This window comes from Ralstonia sp. 110700041-2 (assembly GCF_056280165.1).
The window spans coordinates 499,829-526,266 of the sequence record NZ_JBSFAI010000001.1; the positions used below are offsets into that span (position 1 = coordinate 499,829).

General features: G+C 64.7%; 24 protein-coding genes and 1 pseudogene. 13 read left to right on the forward strand and 12 right to left on the reverse strand.

What is annotated here, in order from left to right:
• The first annotated feature begins 21 nt into the window (after nucleotides 1-21).
• Nucleotides 22-795 carry a molybdate ABC transporter substrate-binding protein gene (gene modA, locus ACUXH0_RS02320; protein WP_182593534.1) on the forward strand — a complete coding sequence of 258 codons (774 nt, stop codon included), beginning with the start codon at nucleotides 22-24 and terminating at the stop codon, nucleotides 793-795.
• Here modA and ACUXH0_RS02325 read toward each other — a convergent pair whose 3' ends face one another.
• A complete protein-coding gene (locus tag ACUXH0_RS02325; protein ID WP_182593533.1) occupies nucleotides 796-2,094 on the reverse strand; it encodes an MFS transporter in 1,299 nt (432 codons plus the stop codon).
• Between the two features lie 188 nt (nucleotides 2,095-2,282).
• Here ACUXH0_RS02325 and ACUXH0_RS02330 point away from each other — a divergent pair, with 188 nt between their 5' ends.
• The 6 genes from ACUXH0_RS02330 to ACUXH0_RS02355 all read left to right on the forward strand — a co-directional run bounded on the left by ACUXH0_RS02330 (nucleotide 2,283) and on the right by ACUXH0_RS02355 (nucleotide 9,234).
• Nucleotides 2,283-2,951: a TetR/AcrR family transcriptional regulator gene (locus ACUXH0_RS02330; protein ID WP_182593532.1), complete on the forward strand. Its 669-nt coding sequence runs from the start codon at nucleotides 2,283-2,285 to the stop codon at nucleotides 2,949-2,951.
• 93 nt (nucleotides 2,952-3,044) lie between these two features.
• Entirely contained in the window at nucleotides 3,045-4,007 is a 963-nt protein-coding gene (locus ACUXH0_RS02335) for an AAA family ATPase (RefSeq protein WP_004632283.1), read from the forward strand.
• 12 nt (nucleotides 4,008-4,019) lie between these two features.
• Nucleotides 4,020-5,102, forward strand: a complete 1,083-nt coding sequence (locus ACUXH0_RS02340) for a DUF58 domain-containing protein (RefSeq protein ID WP_182593531.1) — start codon at nucleotides 4,020-4,022, stop codon at nucleotides 5,100-5,102.
• Nucleotides 5,099-7,132, forward strand: coding sequence for a transglutaminase TgpA family protein (locus tag ACUXH0_RS02345; RefSeq protein WP_182593530.1), 2,034 nt, complete (start codon nucleotides 5,099-5,101; stop codon nucleotides 7,130-7,132). Before ACUXH0_RS02340 ends, ACUXH0_RS02345 begins: the two co-directional genes overlap by 4 nt.
• 494 nt (nucleotides 7,133-7,626) lie before the next feature.
• A complete protein-coding gene (locus tag ACUXH0_RS02350) occupies nucleotides 7,627-8,763 on the forward strand; it encodes a collagen-like triple helix repeat-containing protein (protein ID WP_182593529.1) in 1,137 nt (378 codons plus the stop codon).
• A 162-nt stretch (nucleotides 8,764-8,925) separates the two neighbouring features.
• Nucleotides 8,926-9,234 (forward strand): putative quinol monooxygenase, encoded by a 309-nt coding sequence (locus ACUXH0_RS02355; RefSeq protein ID WP_004632276.1) that lies wholly within the window; start codon nucleotides 8,926-8,928, stop codon nucleotides 9,232-9,234.
• A gap of 79 nt (nucleotides 9,235-9,313) precedes the next feature.
• Here ACUXH0_RS02355 and prpF read toward each other — a convergent pair whose 3' ends face one another.
• From prpF to prpB, 4 genes are all read right to left on the reverse strand, one after another.
• Nucleotides 9,314-10,498, reverse strand: a complete 1,185-nt coding sequence (prpF, locus tag ACUXH0_RS02360; protein WP_182593528.1) for a 2-methylaconitate cis-trans isomerase PrpF — start codon at nucleotides 10,496-10,498, stop codon at nucleotides 9,314-9,316.
• Nucleotides 10,495-13,092, reverse strand: coding sequence for a Fe/S-dependent 2-methylisocitrate dehydratase AcnD (acnD, locus tag ACUXH0_RS02365; protein WP_182593527.1), 2,598 nt, complete (start codon nucleotides 13,090-13,092; stop codon nucleotides 10,495-10,497). Before acnD ends, prpF begins: the two co-directional genes overlap by 4 nt.
• Before the next feature lie 259 nt (nucleotides 13,093-13,351).
• Complete coding sequence (gene prpC / locus ACUXH0_RS02370) at nucleotides 13,352-14,521, reverse strand: bifunctional 2-methylcitrate synthase/citrate synthase (protein ID WP_004632271.1); 1,170 nt, start codon at nucleotides 14,519-14,521, stop codon at nucleotides 13,352-13,354.
• 37 nt (nucleotides 14,522-14,558) lie between these two features.
• Nucleotides 14,559-15,455 carry a methylisocitrate lyase gene (gene prpB, locus ACUXH0_RS02375; RefSeq protein WP_004632269.1) on the reverse strand — a complete coding sequence of 299 codons (897 nt, stop codon included), beginning with the start codon at nucleotides 15,453-15,455 and terminating at the stop codon, nucleotides 14,559-14,561.
• 193 nt (nucleotides 15,456-15,648) lie between these two features.
• Here prpB and prpR point away from each other — a divergent pair, with 193 nt between their 5' ends.
• Nucleotides 15,649-17,607, forward strand: coding sequence for a propionate catabolism operon regulatory protein PrpR (prpR, locus tag ACUXH0_RS02380; protein ID WP_182593526.1), 1,959 nt, complete (start codon nucleotides 15,649-15,651; stop codon nucleotides 17,605-17,607).
• Nucleotides 17,608-17,676: 69 nt separating this feature from the next.
• On the opposite strand, the gene ACUXH0_RS02385 is transcribed toward prpR, so the two are convergent.
• From ACUXH0_RS02385 to ACUXH0_RS02400, 4 genes are all read right to left on the reverse strand, one after another.
• Nucleotides 17,677-17,991, reverse strand: coding sequence for an AzlD domain-containing protein (locus tag ACUXH0_RS02385; protein ID WP_004632265.1), 315 nt, complete (start codon nucleotides 17,989-17,991; stop codon nucleotides 17,677-17,679).
• 14 nt (nucleotides 17,992-18,005) lie between these two features.
• Nucleotides 18,006-18,638, reverse strand: coding sequence for an AzlC family ABC transporter permease (locus ACUXH0_RS02390; RefSeq protein ID WP_259393643.1), 633 nt, complete (start codon nucleotides 18,636-18,638; stop codon nucleotides 18,006-18,008).
• Nucleotides 18,639-18,702: 64 nt separating this feature from the next.
• On the reverse strand, nucleotides 18,703-19,161 hold the full coding sequence (locus ACUXH0_RS02395) for a DUF2000 family protein (RefSeq protein WP_004632260.1): 459 nt from the start codon (nucleotides 19,159-19,161) through the stop codon (nucleotides 18,703-18,705).
• A 111-nt stretch (nucleotides 19,162-19,272) separates the two neighbouring features.
• Nucleotides 19,273-19,707 carry a hypothetical protein gene (locus tag ACUXH0_RS02400; protein ID WP_259393641.1) on the reverse strand — a complete coding sequence of 145 codons (435 nt, stop codon included), beginning with the start codon at nucleotides 19,705-19,707 and terminating at the stop codon, nucleotides 19,273-19,275.
• 240 nt (nucleotides 19,708-19,947) lie between these two features.
• On the opposite strand from ACUXH0_RS02400, the pseudogene ACUXH0_RS02405 reads away from it, so the two are divergent.
• The 3 genes and pseudogenes from ACUXH0_RS02405 to ACUXH0_RS02415 form a co-directional block, all read left to right on the forward strand.
• A pseudogene (locus ACUXH0_RS02405) lies at nucleotides 19,948-20,034 on the forward strand (helix-turn-helix domain-containing protein); the annotation flags it as partial.
• Between the two features lie 113 nt (nucleotides 20,035-20,147).
• A complete protein-coding gene (locus tag ACUXH0_RS02410) occupies nucleotides 20,148-20,843 on the forward strand; it encodes an HD-GYP domain-containing protein (protein ID WP_012430021.1) in 696 nt (231 codons plus the stop codon).
• A gap of 240 nt (nucleotides 20,844-21,083) precedes the next feature.
• Nucleotides 21,084-22,430, forward strand: a complete 1,347-nt coding sequence (locus tag ACUXH0_RS02415) for a GGDEF domain-containing protein (RefSeq protein ID WP_182593524.1) — start codon at nucleotides 21,084-21,086, stop codon at nucleotides 22,428-22,430.
• Nucleotides 22,431-22,452: 22 nt separating this feature from the next.
• Here ACUXH0_RS02415 and ACUXH0_RS02420 read toward each other — a convergent pair whose 3' ends face one another.
• Nucleotides 22,453-23,022 carry a cysteine hydrolase family protein gene (locus ACUXH0_RS02420; protein WP_012430023.1) on the reverse strand — a complete coding sequence of 190 codons (570 nt, stop codon included), beginning with the start codon at nucleotides 23,020-23,022 and terminating at the stop codon, nucleotides 22,453-22,455.
• A gap of 208 nt (nucleotides 23,023-23,230) precedes the next feature.
• On the opposite strand from ACUXH0_RS02420, the gene ACUXH0_RS02425 reads away from it, so the two are divergent.
• Nucleotides 23,231-24,538: a chloride channel protein gene (locus ACUXH0_RS02425; RefSeq protein ID WP_024974490.1), complete on the forward strand. Its 1,308-nt coding sequence runs from the start codon at nucleotides 23,231-23,233 to the stop codon at nucleotides 24,536-24,538.
• Between the two features lie 63 nt (nucleotides 24,539-24,601).
• Here the strand turns inward: ACUXH0_RS02425 and ACUXH0_RS02430 are convergent, their stop codons facing one another.
• Nucleotides 24,602-25,081: a VOC family protein gene (locus ACUXH0_RS02430; RefSeq protein WP_182593523.1), complete on the reverse strand. Its 480-nt coding sequence runs from the start codon at nucleotides 25,079-25,081 to the stop codon at nucleotides 24,602-24,604.
• A gap of 240 nt (nucleotides 25,082-25,321) precedes the next feature.
• Here ACUXH0_RS02430 and ACUXH0_RS02435 point away from each other — a divergent pair, with 240 nt between their 5' ends.
• Nucleotides 25,322-25,480, forward strand: coding sequence for a hypothetical protein (locus tag ACUXH0_RS02435; RefSeq protein ID WP_170816400.1), 159 nt, complete (start codon nucleotides 25,322-25,324; stop codon nucleotides 25,478-25,480).
• A gap of 59 nt (nucleotides 25,481-25,539) precedes the next feature.
• Here ACUXH0_RS02435 and ACUXH0_RS02440 read toward each other — a convergent pair whose 3' ends face one another.
• The gene (locus ACUXH0_RS02440) at nucleotides 25,540-26,394 is read right to left on the reverse strand and encodes a DUF2242 domain-containing protein (protein WP_182593522.1); all 855 of its coding nucleotides are present in this window, start codon (nucleotides 26,392-26,394) and stop codon (nucleotides 25,540-25,542) included.
• Between the last annotated feature and the right edge of the window lie 44 nt (nucleotides 26,395-26,438).

A 26,438-nucleotide genomic window follows, 5' to 3' on the forward strand; every position in this document is an offset into this window, starting at 1 on the left:
TCATCCACTTCCGGATTTTTCATGCAACGTTTCTCGGTTCGCGCGCACGTGCGCGCCATTGGCTTGGTCGCCGCGCTGTCGCTGGGTTTTGCAGCGCCAGCCCGGGCGGCGGACCTCGTTGTCTCTGCCGCCGCCAGCCTGACCAACGCCTTCAAGACGATCGCCCAGCAGTACGAAAGGCTGCATCCGGACACCAAGGTTGTGCTCAACTTCGGCGCGTCGGACGTGCTGATGCAGCAGATCGTGAAGGGCGCCCCGGCTGACGTGTTTGCCTCCGCCGACCAGGAAGCGATGAACAAGGCGGTGGCTGAGAGGGTCATCAAGGCGGAGACGCGCCGCGACTTTGTCGCCAACCAACTCGTGCTGATCGTGCCGGCCACCGGCACGGTGCCCGTACATGCGCTGGCCGATCTGACGAGGCCCGACGTGAAGCGTGTCGCGATCGGCAATCCGGCGTCGGTGCCGGTGGGCCGCTATGCCAAGCGTGCGCTGGAAGCGGCCAAGCTGTGGGAGCCGATGGAGGCCAAGGCGGTGCTGGCGCAGAACGTGCGCCAGGCGCTGGACTATGTGTCGCGCGGCGAGGTCGAGGCCGGCCTGGTGTTCTCGACCGATGCCGCCATCGCCGCCGACAAGGTGAAGGTGGCGAGCACCGTGCCGCTGGATGTGCCGCTCACCTACCCGATCGCCGTGACGTCGGGCACGAAACAGCCGCAGCAGGCGGCCGACTTCGTGGCCTACGTGCTTTCGCCGGCGGGCCAGGCGGTGCTGGGCAGGTACGGTTTCCTGAAACCTTGATTACGCGGTAGCCGGTTGACCCGCACGCTCGGCGTCCTTCTTGGGCGTGCGGTGAATGCGCAGCACCAGGAAGGCGCCCGCCACGCACAGCCCGCCCGAAATCATGGAAGCGAGCGTGTAGTTGCCCAGCGAGGCGCGCATCATGCCCGCACCCAGCGTGGCGAATGCCGCGCCCAACTGGTGCCCCGCGACGATCCAGCCAAACACGATGGGCGCGGCGGCCTTGCCGAACACGTCGTTGGTCAGGCGCACGGTGGGCGGCACGGTGGCAATCCAATCCAGGCCGTAGAAGACGGCGAACACCGGCAGGCCGAAGAACTCGAAGCCGAACGCATACGGCAGGTAGATCAACGACAGCCCGCGCAGGCCGTAGTACCAGAACAGCAGCACGCGGCTGTTGTAGCGGTCGGACAGCCAGCCCGACAGCGTGGTGCCGACCAGATCGAAGATCCCCATCGCAGCGAGCAGGCTTGCGCCCTTCACTTCGGAGAACCCGTGGTCTGCGCACATGGCGATGAAGTGCGTGCCGATGTAGCCGTTGGTGCTCGCCCCGCAAATGAAGAAGCTCGCAAACAGCAGCCAGAAATCGCGCTTGCGGGCCGCCTGCACGAGTGTTTGCATGGCCAGGGTGATCGGGTTCGCGCGCGGGCCTTGGGCGGCTTCCGGCGCATCGGCGGGTTCGCCATACGTGCGCAGGCCCACGCTCTTGGGCGATTCCGGCAGCAGCAGCCATACCACCGGCAATAGCAGCGCAAGCACGCCGGCCACGATCAGCACCACCGGGCGCCAGCCGTAATGCTCGACCACCGCCGCCATCATCGGCAGGAACACGAGTTGCCCCGTCGCCGAGCTGGCCGTCAGGATGCCCATGGCCAGCCCGCGATGCGAAGTGAACCAGCGGTTGACTACCGTCGCGCCCAGCGTGATGGCCGCCACGCCCGTGCCGCCGCCCACCATCACGCCCCACAGCAGCACCATCTGCCACGGCGCATGCATCATCGCCGAGAGTGCCGTGCCCGCCACCAGCACCGCCAGCGCACCGAGCACCGTCGGGCGGATGCCGAAATACTGCATCGATGCCGCAGCAAACGGCCCCGTCAGCCCGTACAGCGCAATACCGATCGAGATGGCCAGCGAGATCGTGCTGCGGCTCCAGCCGAATTCGTGCTCGAGCGGCAGCATCATCACGCTGGGCGTGGCACGCGTGCCGGCCGCGCACAGCAGGATCAGGAACACCACGGCCAGCGCGAGCCAGCTGTAGTGAAAACGTGGGGCGATGAGGCGGGCAAGTCGCTGCATGAGGTGTCCGATGGTTTCGATTCTTTCTTCGATTCGATTCTTGTGGGGGCGACAATATCGCATTCGTTACCGGTCGGTAACAACGTGGTTGCGATAGTAGGTACCGGTCGGTAACATGTCAAGCAGCATTCGAATGACACCGGCGTGGCTGGGGGTTTGCCTCCCGCCGCGCCTGCAGGAGCACCACCATGGCCACCGCCGCCCGTCGCGGACCTCGCGCACTTTCCACCGTTGACACCGGTGATCAACCGAAACCGGCTCCGCGCCGCATCAGCGGTGAGGACGCGCACGCCAGCCTGCTCGAGGCGGCTCGTCAGCTGTTTTACTACGAAGGCGTGCGGGCCGTGGGCGTCGAAGCGGTGGTGGAGAAGGCCGGCGTCAACAAGATGAGCCTGTACCGGCAGTTCAAGTCGAAGGACGATCTCGTCATCGCGTACCTGGAGCGCAGCGACGAGAGCTTCTGGGGTTACTTCAACGCCAGCGTGGCCAAGCACCCCGACGATGCGCGCGCGCAACTGCTGCAGTTCTTCATCGATGTCTCCGAACGCGCTTCGCGCCCCGGCTACCGGGGCTGCCCGTTTGTGAATGTGGCGGCGGAGTTTCCGGGCATGACGCATCCGGCGCGGCAGTTTGTCCAGCACAACAAGGCGCTGCTGCTCGCCCGCCTGCGGGACCGCGCCCAGGCCGCCGGCGCGACCGACCCCGATGCGTTGGCCGACGACCTCGCTTTCCTGATCGAAGGCGGCTATACGGCCAGCCAGACCTTCGGCACCGATGCACCGCGCCTTATCAAGAGCCTGCCGCGCACGGCACGCGTGTTGCTCGATGCGGCTATCCCCGCGCGCAAACCGGACTGATGTTGTAGCGCGCTCACGCACGCGAAACATGGGCGCACGGGTGTCGTGCGATGCCGCTACACTCGCTGGCATTGTTGCCTCGGCTGCACCTCGATGACGCCCAACCAAGTCCCGCTCTCTCCCGTTCGTACGACGCCCGCCACGCCGCTGACCTTGCCGGCGGCGTTGTCGCAGGCGCAACGCGCGCTTGATCGCATCGTGCTCGGCAAGCCGCTGCAGATCCGCCTGGCGCTGGCGTGTCTGCTGGCACGCGGGCATCTGTTGCTGGAAGACCTGCCGGGCGTGGGCAAGACCACGCTGGCGCATGCGCTGGCCCGTACGCTCGGGCTGCAATATCAGCGCGTGCAGTTCACGAGCGATCTGCTGCCCACCGACCTGATCGGCGTGTCGATTTATGTAAAAGAAAAGGGCGCGTTCGAATTCCACCCGGGGCCGCTGTTCGCGCAGGTGGTGCTGGCGGATGAAATCAACCGCGCCACGCCCAAGGCGCAAAGCGCGCTGCTCGAAGCGATGGCCGAAGGGCAGGTCACGCATGACGGGGCGACGTATTCGCTGCCCGAGCCGTTCTTCGTGATCGCCACGCAGAACCCGTTGAACCAGATCGGCACGCATCCGCTGCCGGAGTCGCAGCTGGACCGCTTCACGATGCGGCTCTCGCTGGGTTATCCCGATCAAAGCTCGGAGCGTGCGCTGTATCTAGGGGGCGGTGCGCCGCAGGACATCGAAGCCGTGCTGACGGCTGCGCAAGTGGTTGCGCTGCAGGCCGCCGCCGATGCCGTGCACGTGGCGCCGGCGCTGGTCGACTACGTGCTCGCGCTGGTGAATGCCACGCGCACAGATGCGCAGGTGCAGATGGGCCTGTCGCCGCGTGCGGGGCTGGCATTGCTGGCCGCGGCGCGCGCCTGGGCGCTCATCGATGCCCGCGATGCCGTACTGCCCGAAGACGTGCAAGCCGTGTTCAAGGCCGTGGCGGCGCATCGCCTGCTGCCGACGGGCGGCACGCTGTCGGCGACCGCGCTGGCGCAGCGGCTGCTCGATACGGTCGCCATCCCCTAAGCAGGCAGCGCCATGGCGCGATTGAGTTCTCTGCTGCTCGCGCCGTTGCGTCTGCTCGGTGCCGGCCTGGCAATGCTGCCCGGCGTGCGCTTTGCACGGGCACGCGTGCAACGCTTTCTGCAGCGGCCGCGCACGCCACGCGAAGGCCGCATCCGCCTGGACCGCAATCACGTCTACATCCTGCCCACCGCGGCCGGCGGCGGCTTTGCGCTGCTGCTGGTCGTGATGCTGCTCACCTCGCTCAACTACAACGTAAGCCTGGGTTTTCTGCTGACCTTCGTGCTGGCCGGCGTGGGCGCGTCCGCCATGTGGCAGACGCATCGCAACCTTGTCGATCTGGAAGTGCGCGGCGCGGCGGGCGAAGCGGTGTTTGCAGGCCATGCGTTGAATGTGAGCGTGGCGTTGGCCAACGTCACCCCGTGGGCGCGCGTGGGTGTGGATGTGAGCGCCGCGCAAGCCGCTGCCGTGGAAACCTCGCTCGACGCGCAGGACGCCATCGTGGCCGCGCTGTCTTTCGCCGATCAGCCGCGCGGCTGGTTCAAGGTGCCGCGCCTGACGGTGTCGACGCGTTTTCCGCTTGGCCTGTTTCGCGCGTGGAGCTATGCCGATGCGCCGCTGACCTTGCTCGTCTATCCCGCGCCGGAGCCCTCCGCTCCGCCGCTGCCGGCGAGCTTTGCGCCCGACCCTGGCGACGAAGACGACACGCGCGCCGCCCGCACCCACGTCGAAGAAGCCGCAGACCAGTTGCGCACTTACCGCCCCGGCGACGCACTGCGCAGCATTGCGTGGAAGCACAGCGCGCGGCTCGACACATGGATGAGCCGCACCGGCCAGCAAGTGCGCCACGCGCAATGTGTGCTCGCGTGGGAAGCGCTGCCACCGTCGATGAACGTTGAACAACGCCTGTCGCGCCTGTGCGCCTGGGTGCTGGCAGCCGAGCACGCGCCCGCCGGCGATGAGCCCGAGTACACGCTGAGCCTGCCTGGTGTTGTCATCGGCCCGGCACGCGGTGTCGCGCATCGGGATGCGTGTTTGCGTGCCTTGGCGTTGTGGGGTAAGCCGGCGATGCCGGAAGCCGAAGGCGAAGTCACATGACCACTGCCACCATCGGCACCGAAGCGGCCGCCTTTGGCTCCGCCCGTGCGCTGACCCATCGCGAGCACGGCTGGCTGATCGCTCAGCTTGCCGTCGTGCTCGCGCCGCTGCTGCGTGCGCTGCCGCTGGTGACCTGCGCTGTGTTCGGCGTGCTGCTGCTCTGGCGCGCGCTGTTGTGGGTACGGCGCGCGCCGTTACCTGGCAAATGGGTGTTGGGGCTGACGGGCGTCGCCACGCTTGTCGTGACGCTGGCGCTCGCCATGCGCACCGGCGGAAACATCGGGCGGGACTTGTCGGTGGCGCTGCTTGGCGCGTTTCTCGTGCTCAAGCTGATGGAATCGCACACGGTGCGCAACGGCGTGCTGGTTACGCAGTTGTGCTGTTTCCTGCTGCTCTCGCAGGTGCTGTTCGACCAGCCGCCGTGGCTGGCCGCCACCATGCTGGCGACCGTGGCGCTGCTGTTGCGCAACTGGCTGTTGCTGCTGCATCCGCAGGCGCGTGCGCGCGTGTCGCCGGTGCGCGTGCTGGCGCGTTTGGTACTCATGGGTCTGCCGTGCGCGGCGGTGCTGTTCCTGCTGTTCCCCCGGCTGGATCATCCCCTGTGGCGCCTGCCGCAAACTGCCGACACCGCCGTCAGCGGCCTGTCGGACCGCATGGCGCCCGGCTCCGTCGGCCAGTTGATCCTCTCAGATGAGCTTGCCTTCCGCGTCGATTTTGTCGGCGCGCCGCCACCGCTCGACACGCTCTACTGGCGCGGCATGGTGCTGTGGCGTTTCGATGGCCAGACATGGACGGCCGCGTCAATGCGGCAACGTCCCGCAGCTGAAAGCGTACCCAATTCTGCGGACGCAACCGGCGGTGCGCCCGGCGTGTTCGACTACAACATTACGCTGGAACCGACGCGCCAGCGCTGGCTGTTTGCGCTCGATCGCGGCCAGTCGATCGAGGCGCGCGACGGCACCGGCCGCAGCATCGACGGCGAATTCATCAGCACGCAGCCGGTCGACCAGCGTGTGCGGTATCACGCGCGCTCGCGGTTGCCGGAGCGCAATCGCGCCGACGACGCCCGCCCGCTCGACCCGCTCACGCAGCAGATGGCGCTGGCGTTGCCGCCGGGCAACGGCCAAGCGCGTGCGCTGGCAGCGCAATGGGCAGCGCTGCCGCCTGCCGAGCGCGTATCTGCCGCACTCAAGCTGTTTGGCAGCGCACCGTTTGCCTACACGCTTGAGCCGGAACCGCTGCAGGATCAGCAGATCGACGATTTCCTCTTCCGCACGCACCGCGGTTTCTGCGAGCACTACGCGGGCAGCTTCGTCTTCCTGATGCGTGCGGCGGGCGTGCCGGCGCGTGTGGTGGTGGGCTACCTCGGCGGTGAGGTGAACGCCGTGAGCGGCGACATCATCGTGCGCCAGTCCGATGCACATGCCTGGGCTGAGGTGTGGCTCGACGGGCGCGGCTGGGTGCGCGTGGACCCCACCGCCGCCGTCGCGCCGCAACGCGTCGAACGTGGCCTGGCCGCCGCCGTGCCCGCGAGTGAATTCCGCTCGCGCCGCGCAGAAGAACCCGGCTGGCTGCGCAGCGTGCGGTGGGGGCTGGATGGCCTGATCAGCGGCTGGAACAGCTGGGTGCTCGGCTATGACCGCAACCGCCAGGCGCGCCTGTTCGCGTGGCTGGGGCTCGATGCGGCGGACCCGCGCGCGGTGCTATGGGGCGTGTCGGGTTTGTTCCTGCTCGCTGCGCTGCCGCTCCTCTGGCAGCAGCGCAAGCCCAAGCCTGATCCCGTGCAGGCCCAGTGGCAGCGGTTGTGTGACCGGCTGGCGCGACATGGTTGCACGCGCGGCGCTGCCGAAGGCCCGATGGCCTACGCCGAGCGCGCTGCCGCGCAGTTTCCGCAAGCGGCGCAGGCATTGCGCAATGCCGCCGCCGGCTACGTCGCCCTGCGTTACGGCCGCGACGACGGCGATGCGCAGGCGCGTGCCCAGCGGTTCACGCAATGGCGCGAAGCCGTGGCGCAAGTCCGGCTCGGCTGACGCGGCGCAGCGGTTGATCGGCTTAAACATCGCGCCCCAAAAAGCGGGCGCCCACGCGGTTGATCGAGCGCTCCGGTCATTCACTTGTGATGCTGCGTGATCGGCATTGCGCAAAGCGTCGCGCTGCCGATTCGCGCCCCAGGGCTTTCAATGCCGCGCCTGCCGGTTTTTCGAATGGCTTCGAGATAACACCGGGTCATGGATTTAACTCATTTTGAGTAATTTAGAGCAAAGCCTTCAAACATAATCGTCCGAGCGCGTCAGCGCGCGAACCTTTGCGTCATGGTGACACCGCGTCCGGCGGGCATCTTCTGATGCAGATTGGCGTCATGACCAGGTTTTCGGCGTTTGACAATGTTTGCAATTGCCTTCGACTCGGTTAATAGACTGAACTTGAACGTGCCACCAGGTTAATCGTGGGATGCACCGATAAAACACCGAGTAGGGCGGGGCTGCGCGCATTATCAAGCGCATATTTGAAACGGGAGGCAGACATGAAGACATTGCAACGAGGGACCCTGGTTTCGGCGGCCTTGGCCGGCCTGCTTGTGCTGGGCGGTTGCGCCAGTTCGGGCTCGGGCGATATGAGCGGCACTACTGGGAGCGGCGGAAGTTCGGCCAACAATGGCGGTGGCTCCGGTTCCAACGGTTCGGGTGGCACGACGACTACCGCGTCCACCACGCCCACCGGCGACGTGGCGAACAAGGGCGGCGGCGTGCTGACGGCCACGGGCAATGCCGTCAGCGGTCTCGGCTCTACCATCGGCGGCAGCAATCTACCGGGGGCATCGGCCCTGGGCAATGTGGTCGACAACGTAGGCAATACGGTGTCGGCTCTGGGCACCGGCGTGCAGTCGGGCCTGGGCAGCATCGGTACCAACCCGAATCCGATCGGCACCACGGTATCGAGCACTGGCAACGTGGTGACGCAAGTGGGCAACACCGTCGATGCCACGGGTGCGCTCGTCAGCAGTCTCGGGTCGGGGCCGCTGCAGCCGCTTTCGCCGGTCACGTCACCGGTGGGTGGCGCGGTTTCGCAGGTCGGGCAAGCGGTGGCCGGCGCGGGCGGCACGCTCGGCACGGCGCTGTCGACCGGGCCGGTAGAGCAGGTCACGCAGCAGCTCAGTTCCGCTGTGGTACCGCTCACTTCGCAGGTGACCACCGCTACGCAGACGCTGGGTAACACGACAGGCCTGGGCGCTCCGGCAACCAACCTGCTGCAGACGGTGGGCGGCGGCGTAGCGAATGTGGGCACGTCACTGACGGCGACCAACGCGCCGGTCGTCTCCGGTTTGGGCGGTGTGGTCACGGCCACGGGCAACACGGTGGCTGCGTTGGGCGGGGTGACCTCCACGCCGGGCGGCGCAACGGCGGCCAACCCGCTGGCACCGACCACCGGCGCAGTGGGCGGCGTGGGAGGCGGCAGCAATCCGCTGGGGGGTGTGACGGGTGCCTTGGGCGGTGCAGCCGGCGGCGGTACGACGGCAGGGGGTGCGACCGCGCCGGTCGGCTCGCTCGTCACCAGCGTCGGCACTTCGCTCACGTCCACCGGGGCTGCGACGCCGCTTGCGCCCGTCACGGGCGCTGTGGGTGGCGCACTGACCACAGTAGGCGGCGCGTTGCACCACTGAGCGGATGCAACATGGCGGGCCGGCCTGTGCGCTTGGCCCGTCATCGAGCCATTTCAGCCGCGTGCGGAACGGCTCGTACGCGTGTTCGTATGACGCGGCCCGCTGCTTTCGGCATACAGTACGCCTGACCGCGCGCTCTTCCGCGCGTATCAGGAGACTTCAATGATCCAGTACGCATTGTTCGCCCGACTCATTGCCAAACCGGGCAAGGAACAGGCAGTGGCCGATTTTCTTTCGGCCGGCCTGCAAATGGCCAACCAGGAAACCACCACCCCGATCTGGTTTGCGCTGCGCCTTGCGCCCAACGTATTCGGCATCTTCGATGCCTTTGCCAGTGAGGAAGACCGCCAAGCGCATCTGGACGGCCCGATCGCCAAGGCGCTCATGGCCAACGCGGCCGAGCTGCTGGCCTCACCGCCCGAGATTGCGTCGATCGAGGTGCTCGGCCTGAAGAACACCGGCGCAACCTGAGTTCCGAGAGAAAAAAGAAACCGCCGCATCCAGCCGTCAGCCGGATGCGGCGGTTTTGCTTTGCATGCGTGGTCAGCCTTCAGCCCGGCACGCGCACCCAGCCTTCCATCAACACGCGCGCGCTGCGGCTCATGATGGCCTTGGTGACGGTCCATTCGCCGTCAACGAGCTTGGCTTCCGCGCCCACGCGCAGCGTGCCCGACGGATGCCCGAAGCGCACCGCGCCACGTTCTCCGCCGCCTGCCGCCAGGTTGACGAGCGTGCCAGGAATGGCCGCCGCCGTGCCGATGGCGACCGCTGCCGTGCCCATCATTGCGTGGTGCAGCTTGCCCATCGACAACGCACGCACCAGCAAGTCCACATCGCTTGCGCCGACTTTCTTGCCGCTTGATGCCACGTAGTCCTTCGGCGGCGCGACGAACGCCACCTTGGGCGTGTGCTGGCGCGTGGCGGCTTCTTCAATGCTCTTGATCAGCCCCATGCGCACGGCGCCGTGCGCGCGAATGGTCTCGAACATCGCCAGCGCTTTCGCATCGCCGTTGATGGCGTCCTGCAGCTCGGTGCCGGTGTAGCCGATGGCCTCTGCGTTGATGAAGATCGTCGGGATGCCCGCGTTGATCATCGTCGCCTTGAGCGTGCCCACGCCGGGCACCTCCAGGTCGTCGACGAGGTTGCCGGTGGGGAACATCGCACCGCCGCCGTCACCTTCCTCCTCGGCAGCCGGGTCGAGGAATTCGAGCTGCACTTCCGCCGCCGGAAAGGTCACGCCATCCAGTTCAAAGTCGCCCGTCTCCTGCACCGCGCCGTTGGTGATGGGCACGTGCGCAATGATGGTCTTGCCGATGTTGGCCTGCCAGATGCGCACGATGGCGGTGCCGTTCTGCGGCACACGGCTTGCATCGACCAAGCCGTTGCTGATGGCGAACGGCCCGACCGCTGCGGAGAGGTTGCCGCAGTTGCCCGACCAGTCGACAAACGGCTTGTCGATGGAGACCTGACCGAACAGGTAGTCCACGTCATGATCCGGGCGCGTGCTCTTGCTGAGGATCACCGTCTTGCTGGTGCTCGACGTGGCGCCACCCATGCCGTCGATCTGCTTGCCGTACGGGTCGGGGCTGCCGATCACGCGCATCAGCAAGGCGTCACGCGCGGCGCCCGGCTGCTGAGCGGCCTCTGGCAGGTCTTGCAGACGGAAGAACACGCCCTTGCTGGTGCCGCCACGGATGTAGGTGGCGGGAATCTTCACTTGCGCGGGATGGCTCATGCTGCCTCCTTGGAAGACTCAAGGAAGTCCTGTGCGAAACGCTGCAGCACACCGCCGGCTTCGTAGATCGAGACTTCCTCATCGCTGTCCAGGCGGCACGTGACGGGCACTTCCACGCGTTCGCCGTTCTTGCGGTGGATGACGAGCGTGAGGTCGGTGCGCGGTTTGCGCTCGCCGATCACGTCAAAGGTTTCGGTGCCGTCAATGCCGAGCGTCAGGCGCGTGGTGCCCGGCTTGAACTCCAGCGGCAACACGCCCATGCCGATCAGGTTCGTGCGGTGGATGCGCTCGAAGCCTTCGGCCACGATGGCCTCCACGCCGGCCAGCCGCACGCCCTTGGCGGCCCAGTCGCGCGAGCTGCCCTGGCCGTAGTCGGCACCGGCAATCACGATCAGCGGTTGCTTGCGGTCCATGTAGGTTTCGATCGCTTCCCACATGCGCGTCACCTTGCCTTCGGGCTCGATGCGTGCCAGCGAGCCCTTCTTCACCGCGCCGTCCACCACGGCCATTTCGTTGATGAGCGTCGGGTTGGCAAACGTCGCGCGCTGGGCGGTCAGGTGATCGCCGCGGTGCGTGGCGTACGAGTTGAAGTCCTCTTCCGGCAGGCCCATCTTGGCGAGGTATTCACCGGCGGCGCTGCTGGCCAGAATGGCGTTGGACGGCGAGAGGTGATCGGTCGTGATGTTGTCGCCAAGCACCGCCAGCGGGCGCAAGCCCTTGAGCGTGCGCTCACCGGCCAGCGCGCCTTCCCAGTATGGCGGGCGGCGGATGTAGGTGCTCTGCGGGCGCCAGTTGTACAGCGGGCTCACGTTGGCAACGGATGCGCTGCGCTGCTCGAACATCGGGATGTACACCTTGCGGAACTGCTCCGGCTTGACCGAGGCGCGCACGATGGCGTCGATCTCTTCGTCGGTCGGCCACAGGTCTTTCAGCAGGATCGGCTTGCCGTTGGCATCGGTGCCGAAGCTGTCGCGCTCGATGTCAAAACGCACGGTGCCGGCAATCGCGTAGGCCACCACCAGCGGCGGCGAGGCGAGGAACGCCTGCTTGGCATACGGGTGGATGCGGCCGTCGAAGTTGCGGTTGCCCGACAACACGGCGGTGGCGTACAGGTCGCGGTCGATGATCTCTTGCTGGATCTTCGGGTCCAGCGCACCGCTCATGCCGTTGCAGGTCGTGCACGCAAACGCGACGATGCCGAAGCCCAGCTTCTCCAGTTCGTGCTTCAGGCCGGCTTCTTCCAGATACAGCTCCACGGCCTTGGAGCCCGGCGCCAGCGAGCTTTTCACCCACGGCTTGCGGGTCAGGCCCAGGCGATTGGCATTGCGCGCCAGCAGCGCTGCGGCAATCACGTTGCGCGGGTTGCTGGTGTTGGTGCAGCTCGTGATGGCGGCGATGATGACCGCGCCATCGGGCATCTGGCCCGGTGTCTCTTCCCACTTGCCGGCGATGCCCTTGGCGGCCAGGTCGGTCGTTGCCACACGTGCGTGCGGGTTGGACGGGCCGGCCATGTTGCGCACTACGCTCGACAGATCGAAGCGCAGCACGCGTTCGTATTCGGCGTTCTTGAGCGTGTCGGACCACAGGCCTGCGGTCTTGGCATACGTCTCCACCAGCTTGACCTGTTCGTCGGTGCGGCCGGTCAGGCGCAGGTAGTCGAGCGTGTTGTCGTCAATCGAGAACATTGCCGCGGTGGCGCCGTACTCGGGGGCCATGTTGGAAATGGTGGCGCGGTCGCCCAGCGTCAGCTTGGAAGCGCCTTCGCCGTAAAACTCGAGGTAGGCGCCCACCACCTTCTGCTTGCGCAGGAATTCGGTCAGCGCCAGCACGATGTCGGTGGCGGTGATGCCGGGCTGGCGCTGGCCGGTCAGCTCCACGCCGACGATGTCCGGCAGGCGCATCCACGAGGCGCGGCCGAGCATCACGTTTTCGGCTTCCAGGCCGCCCACGCCGATGGCGATCACGCCCAGCGCATCCACGTGCGGCGTGTGGCTGTCGGTGCCGACGCAGGTGTCGGGGTAGGCCACGCCGTCGTGCGCCTGGATGACGGGCGACATCTTCTCCAGGTTGATCTGGTGCATGATGCCGTTGCCCGCCGGGATCACGTCGACGTTCTTGAACGCGAGCTTGGTCCAGTCGATGAAGTGGAAGCGGTCTTCGTTGCGGCGGTCTTCAATGGCGCGGTTCTTGGCGAAGGCATCCGGGTCGAAGCCGCCGCACTCTACGGCCAGCGAGTGGTCGACGATCAACTGCACCGGCACCACCGGGTTGACCTTGGCGGGGTCGCCGCCCTGGTCGGCAATGGCGTCGCGCAGGCCGGCGAGGTCGACCAGCGCGGTTTGGCCCAGGATGTCGTGGCAGACCACGCGCGCCGGGAACCAGGGGAAGTCCAGATCGCGTTTGCGCTCGATGAGTTGCTTGAGCGAGTCGGTGAGCGCGGCCGGGTCGCAGCGGCGGACCAGATTCTCGGCGAGGACGCGGGAGGTGTAGGGGAGCTTGTCGTAGGCGCCCGGTTGGATGGCTTCCACAGCCTCACGTGCGTCGAAGTAATCGAGCTTTGTGCCGGGGAGCGGTTTGCGGTGGGTGGTGTTCATGGTAGTGGTACATCCCTTGTTTCATCCCCTGCCGGGGCTGACTCACTTTCTTTGTCTTGCCAAAGAAAGTAAGCAAAGAAAGGCGCGCCCGATGCGGCGACCCCCTCCTTGAATTTATGTCGCAAGGAGGAGAAGGGGAAAACTCGCTGCGCTCAGACAGTTCCCCTTCTTTTTTCCTCCTTGCAACAAAAATTCAAGGCGCCGCATAGGGCAGGAACGTCAAAGGCCAAACCGTCTGAGTGCGTGCGGTGGCGTTCTCTTACGGGCGTTTGCCGATCGGTACGAACTTCAGGTCGTCGGGGCCGGTGTAGTTGGCGCTCGGGCGGATGATCTTGTTGTCGATGCGTTGCTCGATAATGTGCGCTGCCCAGCCGGACGTACGCGCGATCACGAACAGCGGGGTGAACATCGCGGTCGGCACGCCCATCATGTGGTACGACACGGCACTGAACCAGTCCAGGTTCGGGAACATCTTCTTGATGTCCCACATCACGGTTTCCAGGCGCTCGGCAATGTCGAACATCTTGGTGTTGCTGGCTTCCTTCGACAGCTTGCGCGCCACTTCCTTGATGACCTTGTTGCGCGGGTCGGACACGGTGTACACCGGGTGGCCGAAACCGATCACGACTTCCTTGGCTTCCACGCGGCGGCGGATGTCGGCTTCGGCCTCGTCCGGGGTGTCGTAGCGCTTCTGGATTTCGAAGGCGACTTCATTGGCGCCGCCGTGCTTCGGGCCGCGCAGCGCGCCGATCGCGCCGGTGATGGCCGAGTAGATGTCCGAGCCCGTGCCGGCAATCACGCGGCCGGTAAACGTCGATGCGTTGAACTCGTGCTCGGCATACAGGTTGAGCGAGACGTGCATGGCATCGACCCACGACTGCGACGGTTCAACGCCGTGCAGCAGGTGCAGGAAGTGGCCGCCGATGGAGTCGTCGTCGGTTTCGACTTCGATGCGCTTGCCGTTGTGGCTGTAGTGGTACCAGTACAGCAGCATCGAGCCGAGCGATGCCATCAGGCGGTCCGCGATGTCGCGTGCGCCGGGGGTGGCGTGGTCGTCCTTTTCGGGCAGCACGGTGCCCAGCACCGACACACCGGTGCGCATCACGTCCATCGGGTGGGCGGAGGCGGGCACCCATTCCAGGGCGGCCTTCACGTTAGCGGGCAGGCCGCGCAATGCCTTCAGCTTGGCCTTGTAGGCAGCAAGTTCCGCCTTGTTGGGCAGCTTGCCGTGCACCAGCAGGTGGGCGACTTCTTCAAACTCGCACGCCCCGGCCAGGTCGAGGATGTCGTAGCCGCGATAGTGCAGGTCATTGCCGGTGCGGCCAACGGTACACAGGGCGGTGTTGCCGGCCGTCACGCCCGACAGGGCCACGGATTTCTTCGGCTTGAAAGCGCCGGCGTTCGGCGTGCTGTTATCGGCTTCGCTCATGGTGGTGGTCTCCTTGGATGCGTTGAGTCTGTAGGCGTTATTTCTGTGCGGCAAACAGCGCGTCGAGCTTGTCTTCGTACGCGTGGTAGCCGAGATATTGGTACAGATCGGCGCGCGACTGCATGGTTTCCACGGCCGCCTTCTGGGTGCCGTCACGCATCACGGTCTGATAGAAGTTGAGCGCCGCAGCGTTCATTGCGCGGTAGGCGCCGCAGCAGTACAGCGCAATGTCCACGTTGGCGCTGCGCAGTTCGTCGGTGGTAAAGAGCGGCGTGCTGCCGAACTCGGTCAGGTTGGCCAGGATGGGCACTTTTACAGCGGCCTTGAAGCGGCGGTAGTCGTCCAGCGTCTTCATGGCTTCCGGAAAGATCATGTCGGCGCCCGCTTCCACGTAGGCGACGGCGCGCTCGATGGCGGCGTCGATGCCTTCGGAGGCGGCGGCATCGGTGCGGGCCATGATGACGAAATCGTCATCGGTGCGGGCATCCACGGCGGCCTTCACGCGGTCGACCATTTCGTCGGTGGAAACGACTTCCTTGCCGGGGCGATGACCGCAGCGTTTCTGGCCAACCTGGTCTTCCAGGTGCACGGCGGCCACACCCGCCTTGATGAACGAGCGAATGGTGCGCGCAATGTTGAAGGCGCCGCCCCAGCCGGTGTCGATGTCGACCATCAGCGGGATCTGCACCGCGTCGGTGATGCGGCGGGCGTCGATCAGTACGTCTTCCATCGTGCTGATGCCCAGGTCCGGAATGCCCAGCGAGTTGGCCGCCACGCCGCCGCCCGACAGGTACACGGCCTTGAAGCCGGTCTGCTCGGCCATCTTGGCAGCGTAGGCGGTAATGGCGCCCACCACTTGCAGCGGTTGGGATTCGGCCACGGCAGCACGGAACTTGGCGCCGGCGCTGGTGGGGTGTCGATGGGTTGTGCTCATGTGTGGCTCCAGAAAGATTGGCCTAAGAGAGCAGGAAGCGGGCCACCCAATCGAGTGGACGTAACCCCTTGATTTGTATGGATGTGACGTTACCGCCCGGGCGCACACCATTTCAAAGATGAAATATGTGATTTCAATATGGAAATGCACGGCGCATAATGCTCGGACTGCCGTTTTTTCGCCGCGCCGCACCATGAGCCCCACTGCAACCGACCTGACCGACCGCCCCCGCATCTGGGCTTGCGGCATCAGCCGCCTGAGCGATCTCTTCCTCGATATTGCCGCCGAGTACAACGACCGCGCCGAGCTGCGCGTCATCACACGGGGCTTTGAAGACATCGTGCGCGAGATCGACGCCGCTGGCGCCGAGCGGCCCGACGTGGTGGTGGCGGGCGGCTCCAACGGCGCCTATCTGAAGCCGCGTCTGTCGCTGCCGGTGGTCGTCATCAACCCGACGGGCTTTGACGTGATGCATGCGCTGGCCCGCGCCCGGCGCGACGCGGAATCGGTGGCGCTCGTCACCCACGGCGACACGCCCGAGGAGGTGCGCCGCTTTGTCGCCGCCTATGGCATGGACGTGGTGTTTGCCTCGTACACCTCGCGCCAGGGCGCGGAGAGTTGCGTGCTGGACCTGCGCGACCGCGGCGTGGGTGTGGTGGTTGGCCCCGGTCTGGTGACGGACCTGGCAACGCAGGCGGGCATGAACGCCGTGTTCCTGTATTCGCGGGACTCTGTGCGTGCGGCATTCGATACCGCGCTGGAAGTCGTACAGGCCACGCGCCGCGAAACCCTGCGCCGCCAGCGGTTGGACAACCTGCTGCAGCATCTGCGTGACGGTGTGGTCGCGCTGGATGCGCAGGGTCGCGTGGAGGCCATCAACCAGCGGCTGGCCACCGCGTTGGGCATCGAGGCCAAGCAGGCCATCGGGCAACCGCTGCTCAGCATTGCGCCCAACCTGCTCGGCTTGCTGCCCGATACCGACGGCGACACGCTGGGCACCGTGCAGGGCGTGAACTACGTCATCCACCGTGGCCCGCTCACGAGCACCGGCACCGGCGCCGCAGAAGGCACGGTGTTCACCTTCCAGGAATCCCGCGCGGTGGAGCGGCTGGACCGCACGCTGCGCTCACGCCAGCGCCCGCAGCAGTTCAGCGCGCGCTATCGGCTCGAAGACCTGGTGGGCGAATCGCTGGCGATGGAACGCGTGCGTACGCTGATACGCCGCTATGCCAAATCCGACGCCACCGTGCTCGTGCTGGGCGAATCCGGCACGGGCAAGGAGATGGTCGCGCAGGGGATGCATCAGCTCAGCGCGCGGCGCGATTTTCCATTCGTCGCCATCAACTGCGGCGCGTTTCCCGAAGCGCTGCTGGAAAGCGAACTGTTCGGCTACGAAGAGGGCGCCTTCACCGGCGCGCGCAAGGGCGGCAAGACGGGGCTGATTGAAGCCGCGCACCGCGGCACACTGTTTCTCGATGAAATCGGCGAGATGCCGCTGCCGCTGCAAAGCCGCCTGCTGCGCGTATTGCAGGAGCGCGAGGTAGTGCGGCTGGGTTCCACCGAGCCCACCCGCGTCGATATTCGCGTGGTGGCCGCCACGCATCGCGCGCTGACGGACGCCGTGCAAGCCGGCACCTTCCGCGCGGACCTGTACTACCGCCTCAATATCCTCAGCATCGCGCTGCCCCCACTTCGCGAACGCCCCGACGACGTGATGCCCCTGGCCGTTGAACTGCTCGTGCAGGCCGCGCGCCGCGATCCGCGCCTGCTGCTGCGCATTGCCGACACGGAAGAGGCTGCCCGCGTGCTGGCCGGTGTTGCCGAGCCGCTGCGGCGCTACGCCTGGGCCGGCAATGTGCGCGAACTGCAGAGCGTGGTCGAGCGGATTGCCGTTGAACTGGCTTACACCGACGACGCCAGCGCCGTCACACAAGATGTGCTGCGCCTCATTGCACCGGAAGTATTTGCTCACGCCACGCCCGGCAAACCGGCAGTACTGACCCTGCGCGAGCGCAGCCGTGGCGTGGAAGCGGAAGAGATACGCGCAGCGCTGGCGGCCCACGACGGCGATCGGGATGCCGTATGTGCCGCGTTGGGGATCAGCAAGACGACGTTGTGGCGGCGGTTGCAAGAGGTGGCTTCGATACGGTAATTCGCTCGCTCCAGCGCTGCCCACCGGCACCGCCGCGACACGTCGGTCAACGTGACGCTATGCAGAGTGTCAAAGCAGGGAGCGAAGCAACGTCAGCCCGCCGATGCCAGCTACAACGCTGAGCAACGAGTTTCGCCACATCAGATAGGTCAAGGCAACACCACAGAGCGCGATCAATTCCACGCCAAGCTGGCTGGGCATCATGCTACCTGCAAGCGCGTTCGCAACAAGGATGACCATCACGCAGAGCGGTAATTCGCGATTGAGTTGCGTAACCGCTCGGCTGCGTAGCACATCGCGGTTGATCATCAACGGCGATGCCCTGAGAAGGATCGTCAGTGCGCTCATGATGCCGACTGCGATCCATTGTTCAATACTGCTCATTACGTGACGCTCCTTCAGGATGCTTCCAAGGCGCTACCACGGACCAGTGCGCGCGCTAGCAACGTGACCAGTCCCAATCCGAGGGCTGTGACCAACAGATAGTCTGTCGCGAGTCGCGTCGCTATAAAGTAAGCCAATACGCCTACCAGTGCCGGGGCCAGTTTTCTTTGCGTCAGGTACTGTTCGATGGCGAGAATGGTGAACAGCGAAGGCAGCGCAAAGTCCAGGTTGGGAATCCAATTCGCAACCTGTTGTCCGAGCAGCACACCAAGGGCGGTTCCCGCGATCCAATAGACGTGATGGATCAACGTCACTGCCATGGCGAATTGCTGCCGCTTATCTGTGGGAAGGGTAGTAAGAACGGAGTAGTTCTCGTCGGTTAGCGCTGCAACGATATAGGCCCGGTGCCAGGGCCGCGCAGGCAGGTGCTCAATCAGCGGGATGGCGTAGAGAACATGGCGCAGGTTGATCAGCAGCGTGGTCATGGCAAATGTGCCGAGCCCCGTGGCGACACTCAATAACGGCACCGCCGCAAATTGAAGTGCGCCGGCAAAGATAAAGACGCTCATTGCAATCACTACAGCGGGTGACAATCCCGCTTGCGTGGCCAGGACGCCAAAAGCAAATCCTGTGGGCAAATAGGCCATCCCCACTGTTGTGGTCAGTCGGAGAAGAACGCCCCAGTCAGATGCCTGCGTGGCCGAGCGCCCCTCATTTCGCCGGTGCGACACGGGAGGTCTCCGATTCCTTGTACAGGGAGAACGACTTGATAAGCGGGCGAATCGCTTCTTCACGGCCAAACAGCGCAATGCAGATCACCTTGTTATGCTCAGGAGTCGCAGCCAGCGTTGCTGCCTGCTGACTCTCAGCGCTGGCGCCGATCATGGAGTCAATGAAGATGTTGTGCGGGATGCCTGTGTCGCGCAGGGCGCAAATCAACTTCTCCAGGGCCGATGAGCGTTTCGCTCGCAGTACGATGGCAGGAAACTCGCTGATGTGGCTTTCCGACGAAAAGGCCGGGCTCGGATATGCCAACAGCTTCCATGCGTCCCGATTGTTCGATCCTATGAGCCCCAGCACGGCGTGCGCGACGGCATTGATGATCGTAGGGCCAGGAAACTCCGAGTTCACGACGATCACGGTCTTACTTGTGTTGTCTGCGTATGCCATCTTATTCAGCTGCGACGAGAAGTTGTTGATCAGCGTGTGTAGCCGGCGTTTTGCCTGCCGACCTTGAAGGGGCAGGCTGTGCGGATTCAAGCCAGCGGAATTGATGTTCGATCATGTTCGAGATGCCCCACAATTCCCGTTTGGCAAAGCCGGGCCGGTCGCCACAGGCAATTGCGGCTTGACGCAGGTATAGGCTCCGCGGCCAGTCAGCTTGGCATAGACATTATTTAGTGCTGTGCTGTAAAAAAGACGATTGTGAATGGCGTGGTGCAAGTGAGTGACCTGCAATTTGCGCAGAATTCCAACTAGAACGATCCAAAGCGCAAAGATAATAGGCCATGCGGCCGGGGTATCCCATTCTGCAAGTGAAGCGAGAATTTGAATGGCAAGAATGCCAATCAACGGCGTGATTGCAATATCCGCTGTCTTTGGAAAGAAATATGATTTTTCTGATTCCTTGAGTGGTTTCCCAGTGAGCCACGTGAGAATTGGTTGCAATAAATCTGGAACCCTGTTCATTGATTCGCGAACACCCTTTTGGAACATTTTGTCCCCCTATTAATCGTTTGGTTTGATGCGGAAATGCGTGGGGGCGATAATAGTGCACTGTCGAAAAAGCGGATTTTTGTTTGCAAAATTCAATTATTCTGTTGCTCATTTGAGGCGTTATTGGTTCTTCATGTTTTGATTATTGCGTTGCAAGGGCTAGCCTGCTAAGTGTCAATAAGCGAGCAAGTGGATCGATGCGGACGCCGTCGATAAGCTCGACACAGTGACGTAAGCCACGCCGCCCACGGCGGCGATCGGGATGCCGTATGTGCCGCGTTGGGGATCAGCAAGACGACGTTGTGGCGGCGGTTGCAGATGGGCTAGATCAAAATTGACCAGCGTAGGTGGTTGCGGTCGACCGGCGCGATGACTATCGTGCAATCCTCCATCGAGCCTCATTGCGTGTCGACAGGCGCGCGACCAAGAAGGTCAACACCATGGCACAACAAAGCCGCCCCCACATCATTCTCGCCAGCCTCACGCTTGCTGGCGGGTCGCGCTATCCGTCTGCCCTGGGCCATCTCGTCCGGACGGCCGCTGTTGCGGCGTATCTGGCAAACGTTTTGGAGCTGGACGACGCGGAACAGCGGCACATCTATCTTGTGGCGCCCGTGCACGACATCGGCAAGCTGGGCATTCCGGATGACGTCCTGCTCAAGCCCGCCGCCCTGACCGACGCAGAGCACGAGATCATGCAACGGCACTCCAACATCGGTGCCGACCTGCTTGCAGGGACGGCCGACCCGATCCTGCAGTTGGCAGCCAGCGTCGCGCGCCATCATCACGAGCATTTCGACGGCAGCGGCTATCCGGCCGGCCTCGCGGGGGAAGACGTCCCGCTTGCCGCGCGCATCGTGGCCGTTGCCGATGCGTTTGACGCCATGCTGGAGCCGCGCGTTTACCGCGAAGGGATGTCGGAGGATGACGCGGTCGGTGCGGTGGCAGACCAGAGTGGCCGGTACTTTGACCCCACGCTGGTGGAATGCTTCCTGAAGAACGTGCTGGGGGTTCGGCGCGCTCGTGCTGCTGCAGAAAGCCTGGTGCAGCAGTACGGCGACGTGTCGGGCGTCATCCGGTTCTATGGAGCTCGAGACCAATCGCCGGCATTCCTGAGGTATATCCAAACGCTTTGACAAGCAGCGCGCAGCGCAGCGCATAGTTGCTGACAGCGCATGCTCGGGGCGACGAAACGCCGTTCGTGGCAATCATTCCAGACGGGGCCGCACTCTTCGCGCGGATGCTTGCCGCGACACCGAATCTGGCGGAATCCACTCGTGCAGCGCAAGGCGACATAACCCTTTGGACGGCTTTTCGCTTGGGCCGGAACCGTGGAAAATCGCGCTCCAACCCCGCTCGCCAACCTGTAGTTCGGAATGACAGAAAACAATCCCTCGGAGACCGCCCGGCACGCCCTCAAGCTGCTGGCCTCACGCAGGTTGGCGCCCACGCCAGACAACTTCGCCTCGATCTATTACGAAATCGCCGGCAACAAGCCCGACGCAGACCCCCCGGATGCCGAGCGGATGGCGCTCGTGCGTGAGTTGCGCGAGCAGCTTGCGCGCACGGTCGAATGCTGTCTGCCAGTGCTCGGTGAAGACGATGCCAGCATCGGCCCCGCGGCCTGGGCGCTGATCCGGGCCTGCCGGTCCGAATTCGAAGGCCTTGGCAGCCTGAACGGCAAGCTCTCGACGTTCAACCACCGGCTCTCACTCGCGGCGGAAGATCAGAGCGAGATCCGCAGGGCATTGCTGAGCCTGCTGCAACTGGCGTTTGAGAACATCGCCGAGCTGTCGTTGGACGACCGTTGGCTGCGCGGCCAGATCGAAGCCCTGATGAAGGCCAGCGAGGCCCCCGTCAGCCTGCGCCGGCTGGACGATCTGCGGCGCCGCCTCATGGAGGTGATCCAGAAGCAAAGCTCGCTGAAGTCGAAGTCGATCGAAGCCCAGGAAGAAATGAAGCGGCTGCTGGCCGCCTTCATGGAGCGCCTGTCCGTTGCCGCAGAAACCTCGGGCGAGCATCACCGCCAGATGGAAGCCTGCGCCAAAAAGATTGAATCGGCCAACAGCATCGCCGAGATTGCACCGGCCATTCAGGATGCGCTGTCGGCCACCCGCTGGATGTCGCTGGAGTCGGCCCGCAACCGCGACGTGCTGTCGGCGATGAAGGTCAAGGCCGAAGAGGCCGCCGCCGAGGTGGCGCAACTGCGCAAGGCGCTCGACATGGCATCGGCGTCGGCGCGTCACGACCTGCTGACGGGCGCGCTCAACCGCAAGGGTCTGGAAGAGGCGCTGGAGCGCGAAGTTGCCCGCGCGGCCCGCCAGAACACGGCACTCTGCATCGCGTTCCTGGACATCGACGACTTCAAGTCGATCAACGATACGCACGGCCACAGCTTTGGTGACGATGCGCTGTCGCACCTGGCCCAGGTGGCCCGCGAATCGATGCGCCCGCAAGACACGCTCGCCCGCTTTGGCGGCGAAGAATTCGTGATCCTGATGCCGGACACGTTGCTGGAAGAGGGCGTGCAGACCATCGTCCGCCTGCAGCGCGCGCTTACGCAGCGCTTCTTCGCGGCGGGCGACACCCGGCTGTTCATCACCTTCTCTGCCGGGGTGGCGGAAGTCGGTAAGAACGAACCGCCCATGGCAGCCATCCAACGCGCCGACCGCGGCATGTATCAGGCCAAGCGCGCCGGCAAGAACAAGGTGGTCAGCGTCTGAGCGTGCCGACTACCTGTCGCGATCAACCCAGCATCGATAGCGCATCCGCCAGCGACAGCACCGTCGTGCGCGATTCAAACGCCGTCGCGAAAAGGTGCTCGTGCACGATCGGGTCCGGGTCGTAGCAGCAGTCCTTCACGGTGAACAGGCGGTAGTCCGCATCGCTTGCATGCGCAATGGAAGACAGCATCACGCCCGTTGACGCAACCCCCACCATGATCAAGGTATCGATGCCACGGGCGGAGAGCCGCACCTGCAGATCGGTTCCGTAGAAGACGCTGGCGCGGTGCGCGATGATGATCGACTCATCCGGCTGCCGGCCGAGTTCCGGCGAGATGCGGTCTTCAACGAACAGCCCCAGCTGCTTGACGCCTTGCCCGTTCTTGTTCAACGGGCTAATTTCCGGATAGCCGGGGCTGAAGTGGAACTTCGCAAAATAGACGCTGATGCCCGTGGCCCGCGCCGCGTCGCACAGCTTGCGGGTGTTGGCGAGCAGCGCAGGCGCGACCGACGGGAACAACGCCATGATGTCGGTCTGGTAGTGCATGACCAACAACGCCGTTTGCTTGGGAACAAGCGCGAATGTCGACATAGGGCTACGCGATGACGGATGGGGGGCGGTCGACTCTATCACGGGCACCTGTGTGGATTGGCCACAGTCGACCACGCCTTCCGTTGCGGGCCGGCAGCGCAAGGTTAGCCGCGCCGGATCACGCTGCGCGCCATCAAGGCGCACCACGAAGCCGCCTTGCGCCCGGTCCTATAATCTCCGCTTCCTCGACCTCCATATCCCTAGCACCATGTTTTCGCCTCTCCACATCGCAGATCGATCAGCGCGTCGGGCCAGGAGACTCTGGGCGAACTACGGCATCTTCTGGCTCGGTGCCGTTCTCGTGGGTCTCGTGTCCGTCGCCTACGCCAAGCTGATCGATGTTGGCTTCGAGCTTTTCCGGAACATGGTGTCGCACGCGCTCTGGCTGCCGATCGTCATCACGCCGGTGGGGGCGGCACTGGCCATCTGGCTGACGCGCCAGTTCTTTCGCGGTGCCGAGGGCAGTGGCATTCCGCAGGTGATTGCGACGCTGGAGGATGGGCGGCTCTCCAGTTCGCTGCTCTCCCTGCGCATCATGTTCGGCAAGATCGTCGTCTCGTTCCTGGGCATCTTCTGCGGCTTTACGATTGGCCGTGAGGGGCCCACGGTGCAGATCGGCGCATCGCTCATGTACGCCATGCGCCGGGGCTATCGTCGAAGCAGCAAGCATATCGAACGGCAACTCACGCTTGCAGGCGCAGCGGCCGGGCTTGCCGCCGCGTTCAACACGCCACTGGCGGGCGTCGTGTTTGCCATTGAAGAACTGACGCGCAGCTTCGTTGCCCGCAACAGCGGCACGCTCATCACGGCCATCATTTTTTCCGGCGTGGTCGCTTTGGGCTTGCAGGGCAACTATCTGTACTTCGGGCGCATCCAGGCCATTGGGCAATTTCATCTGGCGCTGGTGCCTGTGGTGATTGCCGCCAGCGCCATCTGCGGTGTGGCGGGCGGCGTGTTCTGCTGGCTGCTGCTCAACATACCCCGCTGGATGCCTGCGCGGCTGGTTGACCTCCGGCAAGCGCAACCGGTGTGGTTCGCCTTCCTGTGCGGAGTCGCCATTGCACTGATTGGCCTGGTATCAGGCGGCATCACGTTCGGCAGCGGTTATGCAGAAGCGCGGGGCCTGCTGGAGACCCATCAGGCGCTCTCGCCGTTCTACGCGGTGCTCAAGTTCTGCGCGCTCATCGCGTCGTACCTGTCCGGCATTCCGGGCGGCATCTTCGCGCCGTCGCTGGCCATTGGTGCGGGGCTTGGCAACATCATGTCGCTCGTGACATCGGCGATCCCGCTGCCCAGTCTTGCCGCGCTCTGCATGGTCGGCTACCTGGCGGCGGTCACGCAGTCGCCCATCACGTCGTTTGTGATCGTGATGGAGATGATCGACGGCCACGAGATGGTCTTGCCGCTCATGGCTGTGGCGTTGCTGTCGAGCCAGGTATCGAAGGCGCTGACGCCGTCGTTCTATCACACGCTTGCGCATCGGTTTCGTGCGTTGGTGTCGCGCCCGGCGGCGTAGAAAACCCAGCCCGGAACAGCGCCGCACGCAGCGTCGCTGCTCCGGTTTCAGCACCCGGCAACGTCACCCCCGCCGCGCCGCCTCAATCGCCGCGATGTCGATCTTGCGCATCGTTATCATCGCGTCGAAGGCGCGCTTGGCCGCTGCGTGGTCCGGATCGGTATAGGCCGCAGTGAGCGCGCGCGGCGTGATCTGCCACGACAGCCCCCACTTGTCTTTGCACCAGCCGCAGGCGCTCTCCTGCCCGCCGTTGCTGACGATGGCGTTCCACAGCCGATCGGTCTCGGCCTGGTCGTCGGTGGCAATCTGGAACGAGAACGCCTCGCTGTGCTTGAACTGCGGGCCGCCGTTCAGCCCCAGGCACGGAATGCCCGCCACGGTGAACTCCACCGTCAGCACGTCGCCCTCCTTGCCGGCCGGGTAGTTGCCCGGCGCGCGGTGCACGGCGGTGACTTTGCTGTCTGGGAAAGTCTGGGCGTAGAAGTTGGCCGCGTCCAGCGCATCGCGGTCGTACCACAGACAAATCGTGTTCTTGCTGACCATGCGTGTCTCCTCACCGGGCGGGCGCCGGCATGTGCGGTCGAGGCGGTCCACAGGTTGCGCGCCCGTGATGTGACGTGGATGCCATTGCCACTGCCGTGGCTTGCACGCACTCACATTCCTACGCTTGCGGCGGGTACTGATTCTCGTAGGTTTGACGCCCGCGTTGAGTGTTCAATGAATGCCGCCAAAACAGCATTTACGCATTTGGAACTCTAGGCAATGAACGTATAGTGCGTGCCCATGAAACGAGACCTGTTTGCTGAACGGAAAGAAGGAATGGATGCGCTTGCCGCAGAACGCGAAGGCAAGGCGACTCTCCCAAAACTCAAGGCGGGTAAGCCCGAGCCGGTGGAGGTAAATTCGAGCCCCGAAACCCTGCAGATGCCCGACGACGTCTAATACGACGCCCCAACAATAAAGCCGCCCCAAAGGCGGCTTTGTTTTTTTGGTAGAGCCTCTCAGCTCGCCCCACCCGTTGTCGAACTGGCGGGTTCGGATGCAGGTGCCGGGCTCGGTGCCGCTGCGGGTGCAGGCGCAGGCGGCGTAGTCACCGCCGGTGCCGATGCCGGTGCAGCTTCAGCAGGCGCCTTCGGTGCCGGTGCAGCCGCCGGAGCCGAAGCCGGCGCCGCCACCGGCACAGGCGGCGCGGCCGGCGTGGGCACCACGGGCGTCGTCATCTTCATCGGTTCGCCTTGCGGCGTGGGCGCAGGCTCGGGCAGCGGGGCCACGTGTTCCTTCTCTGCCGCCTTGGCGACCTTGCGGTCCTGGCGGGCGGGGTCGATCTTCAGGAAGTGGTCGACCAGGTTGAAGTAGCGCTCGTAGAACACCCCGGCCGGAATCGTCTCGCTGGCCACCTTCACCATCGAATCGTCCCCCGAGCCAATGGGCAGCGACACCGAGCCCAGGATGCTCAACCCCACGCTTGCCGACGTGCTCGTCTTCTTGAGCGTGTAGCGGTCTTGCACCGCGTTCACATAGGCCGTGCTGGAGGTGCCGTCCGCATTGGCCTCCGCGCACACCACGTGGAACGAGATCACCACGTGCGAATCGTTGCTCGGCTGGAAGTTCTTGCTGCCGTCGATCGTGTCTGCGTGCGGCGAACTCGACACATACCCCTGACTCAGCAGCGCCCGGCGCGCCGCCTCGCACGTGGCGTCAGACTTGGCGTGGAAGGTGCGCGCGTAGGGGCTTGCCGTCGCATCGAACTGCTCCTGCTGATAGAGCGGCGTGGGCGCAGAGCTGCACGCAGCCAAAGCGGCAGCGATGCTGGCAGCAGCGCACAAAACGGACAACGGACGGAAGCGGTAGGGCATGGCGTTGGGCAAAAGGGCTTGGCCGGATGGTGTAGCAGCCCGGC

Bases quoted from the DNA above. Each gene is read 5' to 3' on its own strand.
- modA (WP_182593534.1), top strand. From the start codon at position 22: ATGCAACGTTTCTCGGTTCGCGCGCACGTGCGCGCCATTGGCTTGGTC.
- ACUXH0_RS02325 (WP_182593533.1), bottom strand. From the start codon at position 2,094: ATGCAGCGACTTGCCCGCCTCATCGCCCCACGTTTTCACTACAGCTGG.
- ACUXH0_RS02330 (WP_182593532.1), top strand. From the start codon at position 2,283: ATGGCCACCGCCGCCCGTCGCGGACCTCGCGCACTTTCCACCGTTGAC.
- ACUXH0_RS02335 (WP_004632283.1), top strand. From the start codon at position 3,045: ATGACGCCCAACCAAGTCCCGCTCTCTCCCGTTCGTACGACGCCCGCC.
- ACUXH0_RS02340 (WP_182593531.1), top strand. From the start codon at position 4,020: ATGGCGCGATTGAGTTCTCTGCTGCTCGCGCCGTTGCGTCTGCTCGGT.
- ACUXH0_RS02345 (WP_182593530.1), top strand. From the start codon at position 5,099: ATGACCACTGCCACCATCGGCACCGAAGCGGCCGCCTTTGGCTCCGCC.
- ACUXH0_RS02350 (WP_182593529.1), top strand. From the start codon at position 7,627: ATGAAGACATTGCAACGAGGGACCCTGGTTTCGGCGGCCTTGGCCGGC.
- ACUXH0_RS02355 (WP_004632276.1), top strand. From the start codon at position 8,926: ATGATCCAGTACGCATTGTTCGCCCGACTCATTGCCAAACCGGGCAAG.
- prpF (WP_182593528.1), bottom strand. From the start codon at position 10,498: ATGAGCCATCCCGCGCAAGTGAAGATTCCCGCCACCTACATCCGTGGC.
- acnD (WP_182593527.1), bottom strand. From the start codon at position 13,092: ATGAACACCACCCACCGCAAACCGCTCCCCGGCACAAAGCTCGATTAC.
- prpC (WP_004632271.1), bottom strand. From the start codon at position 14,521: ATGAGCGAAGCCGATAACAGCACGCCGAACGCCGGCGCTTTCAAGCCG.
- prpB (WP_004632269.1), bottom strand. From the start codon at position 15,455: ATGAGCACAACCCATCGACACCCCACCAGCGCCGGCGCCAAGTTCCGT.
- prpR (WP_182593526.1), top strand. From the start codon at position 15,649: ATGAGCCCCACTGCAACCGACCTGACCGACCGCCCCCGCATCTGGGCT.
- ACUXH0_RS02385 (WP_004632265.1), bottom strand. From the start codon at position 17,991: ATGAGCAGTATTGAACAATGGATCGCAGTCGGCATCATGAGCGCACTG.
- ACUXH0_RS02390 (WP_259393643.1), bottom strand. From the start codon at position 18,638: ATGGCCTATTTGCCCACAGGATTTGCTTTTGGCGTCCTGGCCACGCAA.
- ACUXH0_RS02395 (WP_004632260.1), bottom strand. From the start codon at position 19,161: ATGGCATACGCAGACAACACAAGTAAGACCGTGATCGTCGTGAACTCG.
- ACUXH0_RS02400 (WP_259393641.1), bottom strand. From the start codon at position 19,707: ATGTTCCAAAAGGGTGTTCGCGAATCAATGAACAGGGTTCCAGATTTA.
- ACUXH0_RS02410 (WP_012430021.1), top strand. From the start codon at position 20,148: ATGGCACAACAAAGCCGCCCCCACATCATTCTCGCCAGCCTCACGCTT.
- ACUXH0_RS02415 (WP_182593524.1), top strand. From the start codon at position 21,084: ATGACAGAAAACAATCCCTCGGAGACCGCCCGGCACGCCCTCAAGCTG.
- ACUXH0_RS02420 (WP_012430023.1), bottom strand. From the start codon at position 23,022: ATGTCGACATTCGCGCTTGTTCCCAAGCAAACGGCGTTGTTGGTCATG.
- ACUXH0_RS02425 (WP_024974490.1), top strand. From the start codon at position 23,231: ATGTTTTCGCCTCTCCACATCGCAGATCGATCAGCGCGTCGGGCCAGG.
- ACUXH0_RS02430 (WP_182593523.1), bottom strand. From the start codon at position 25,081: ATGGTCAGCAAGAACACGATTTGTCTGTGGTACGACCGCGATGCGCTG.
- ACUXH0_RS02435 (WP_170816400.1), top strand. From the start codon at position 25,322: ATGAAACGAGACCTGTTTGCTGAACGGAAAGAAGGAATGGATGCGCTT.
- ACUXH0_RS02440 (WP_182593522.1), bottom strand. From the start codon at position 26,394: ATGCCCTACCGCTTCCGTCCGTTGTCCGTTTTGTGCGCTGCTGCCAGC.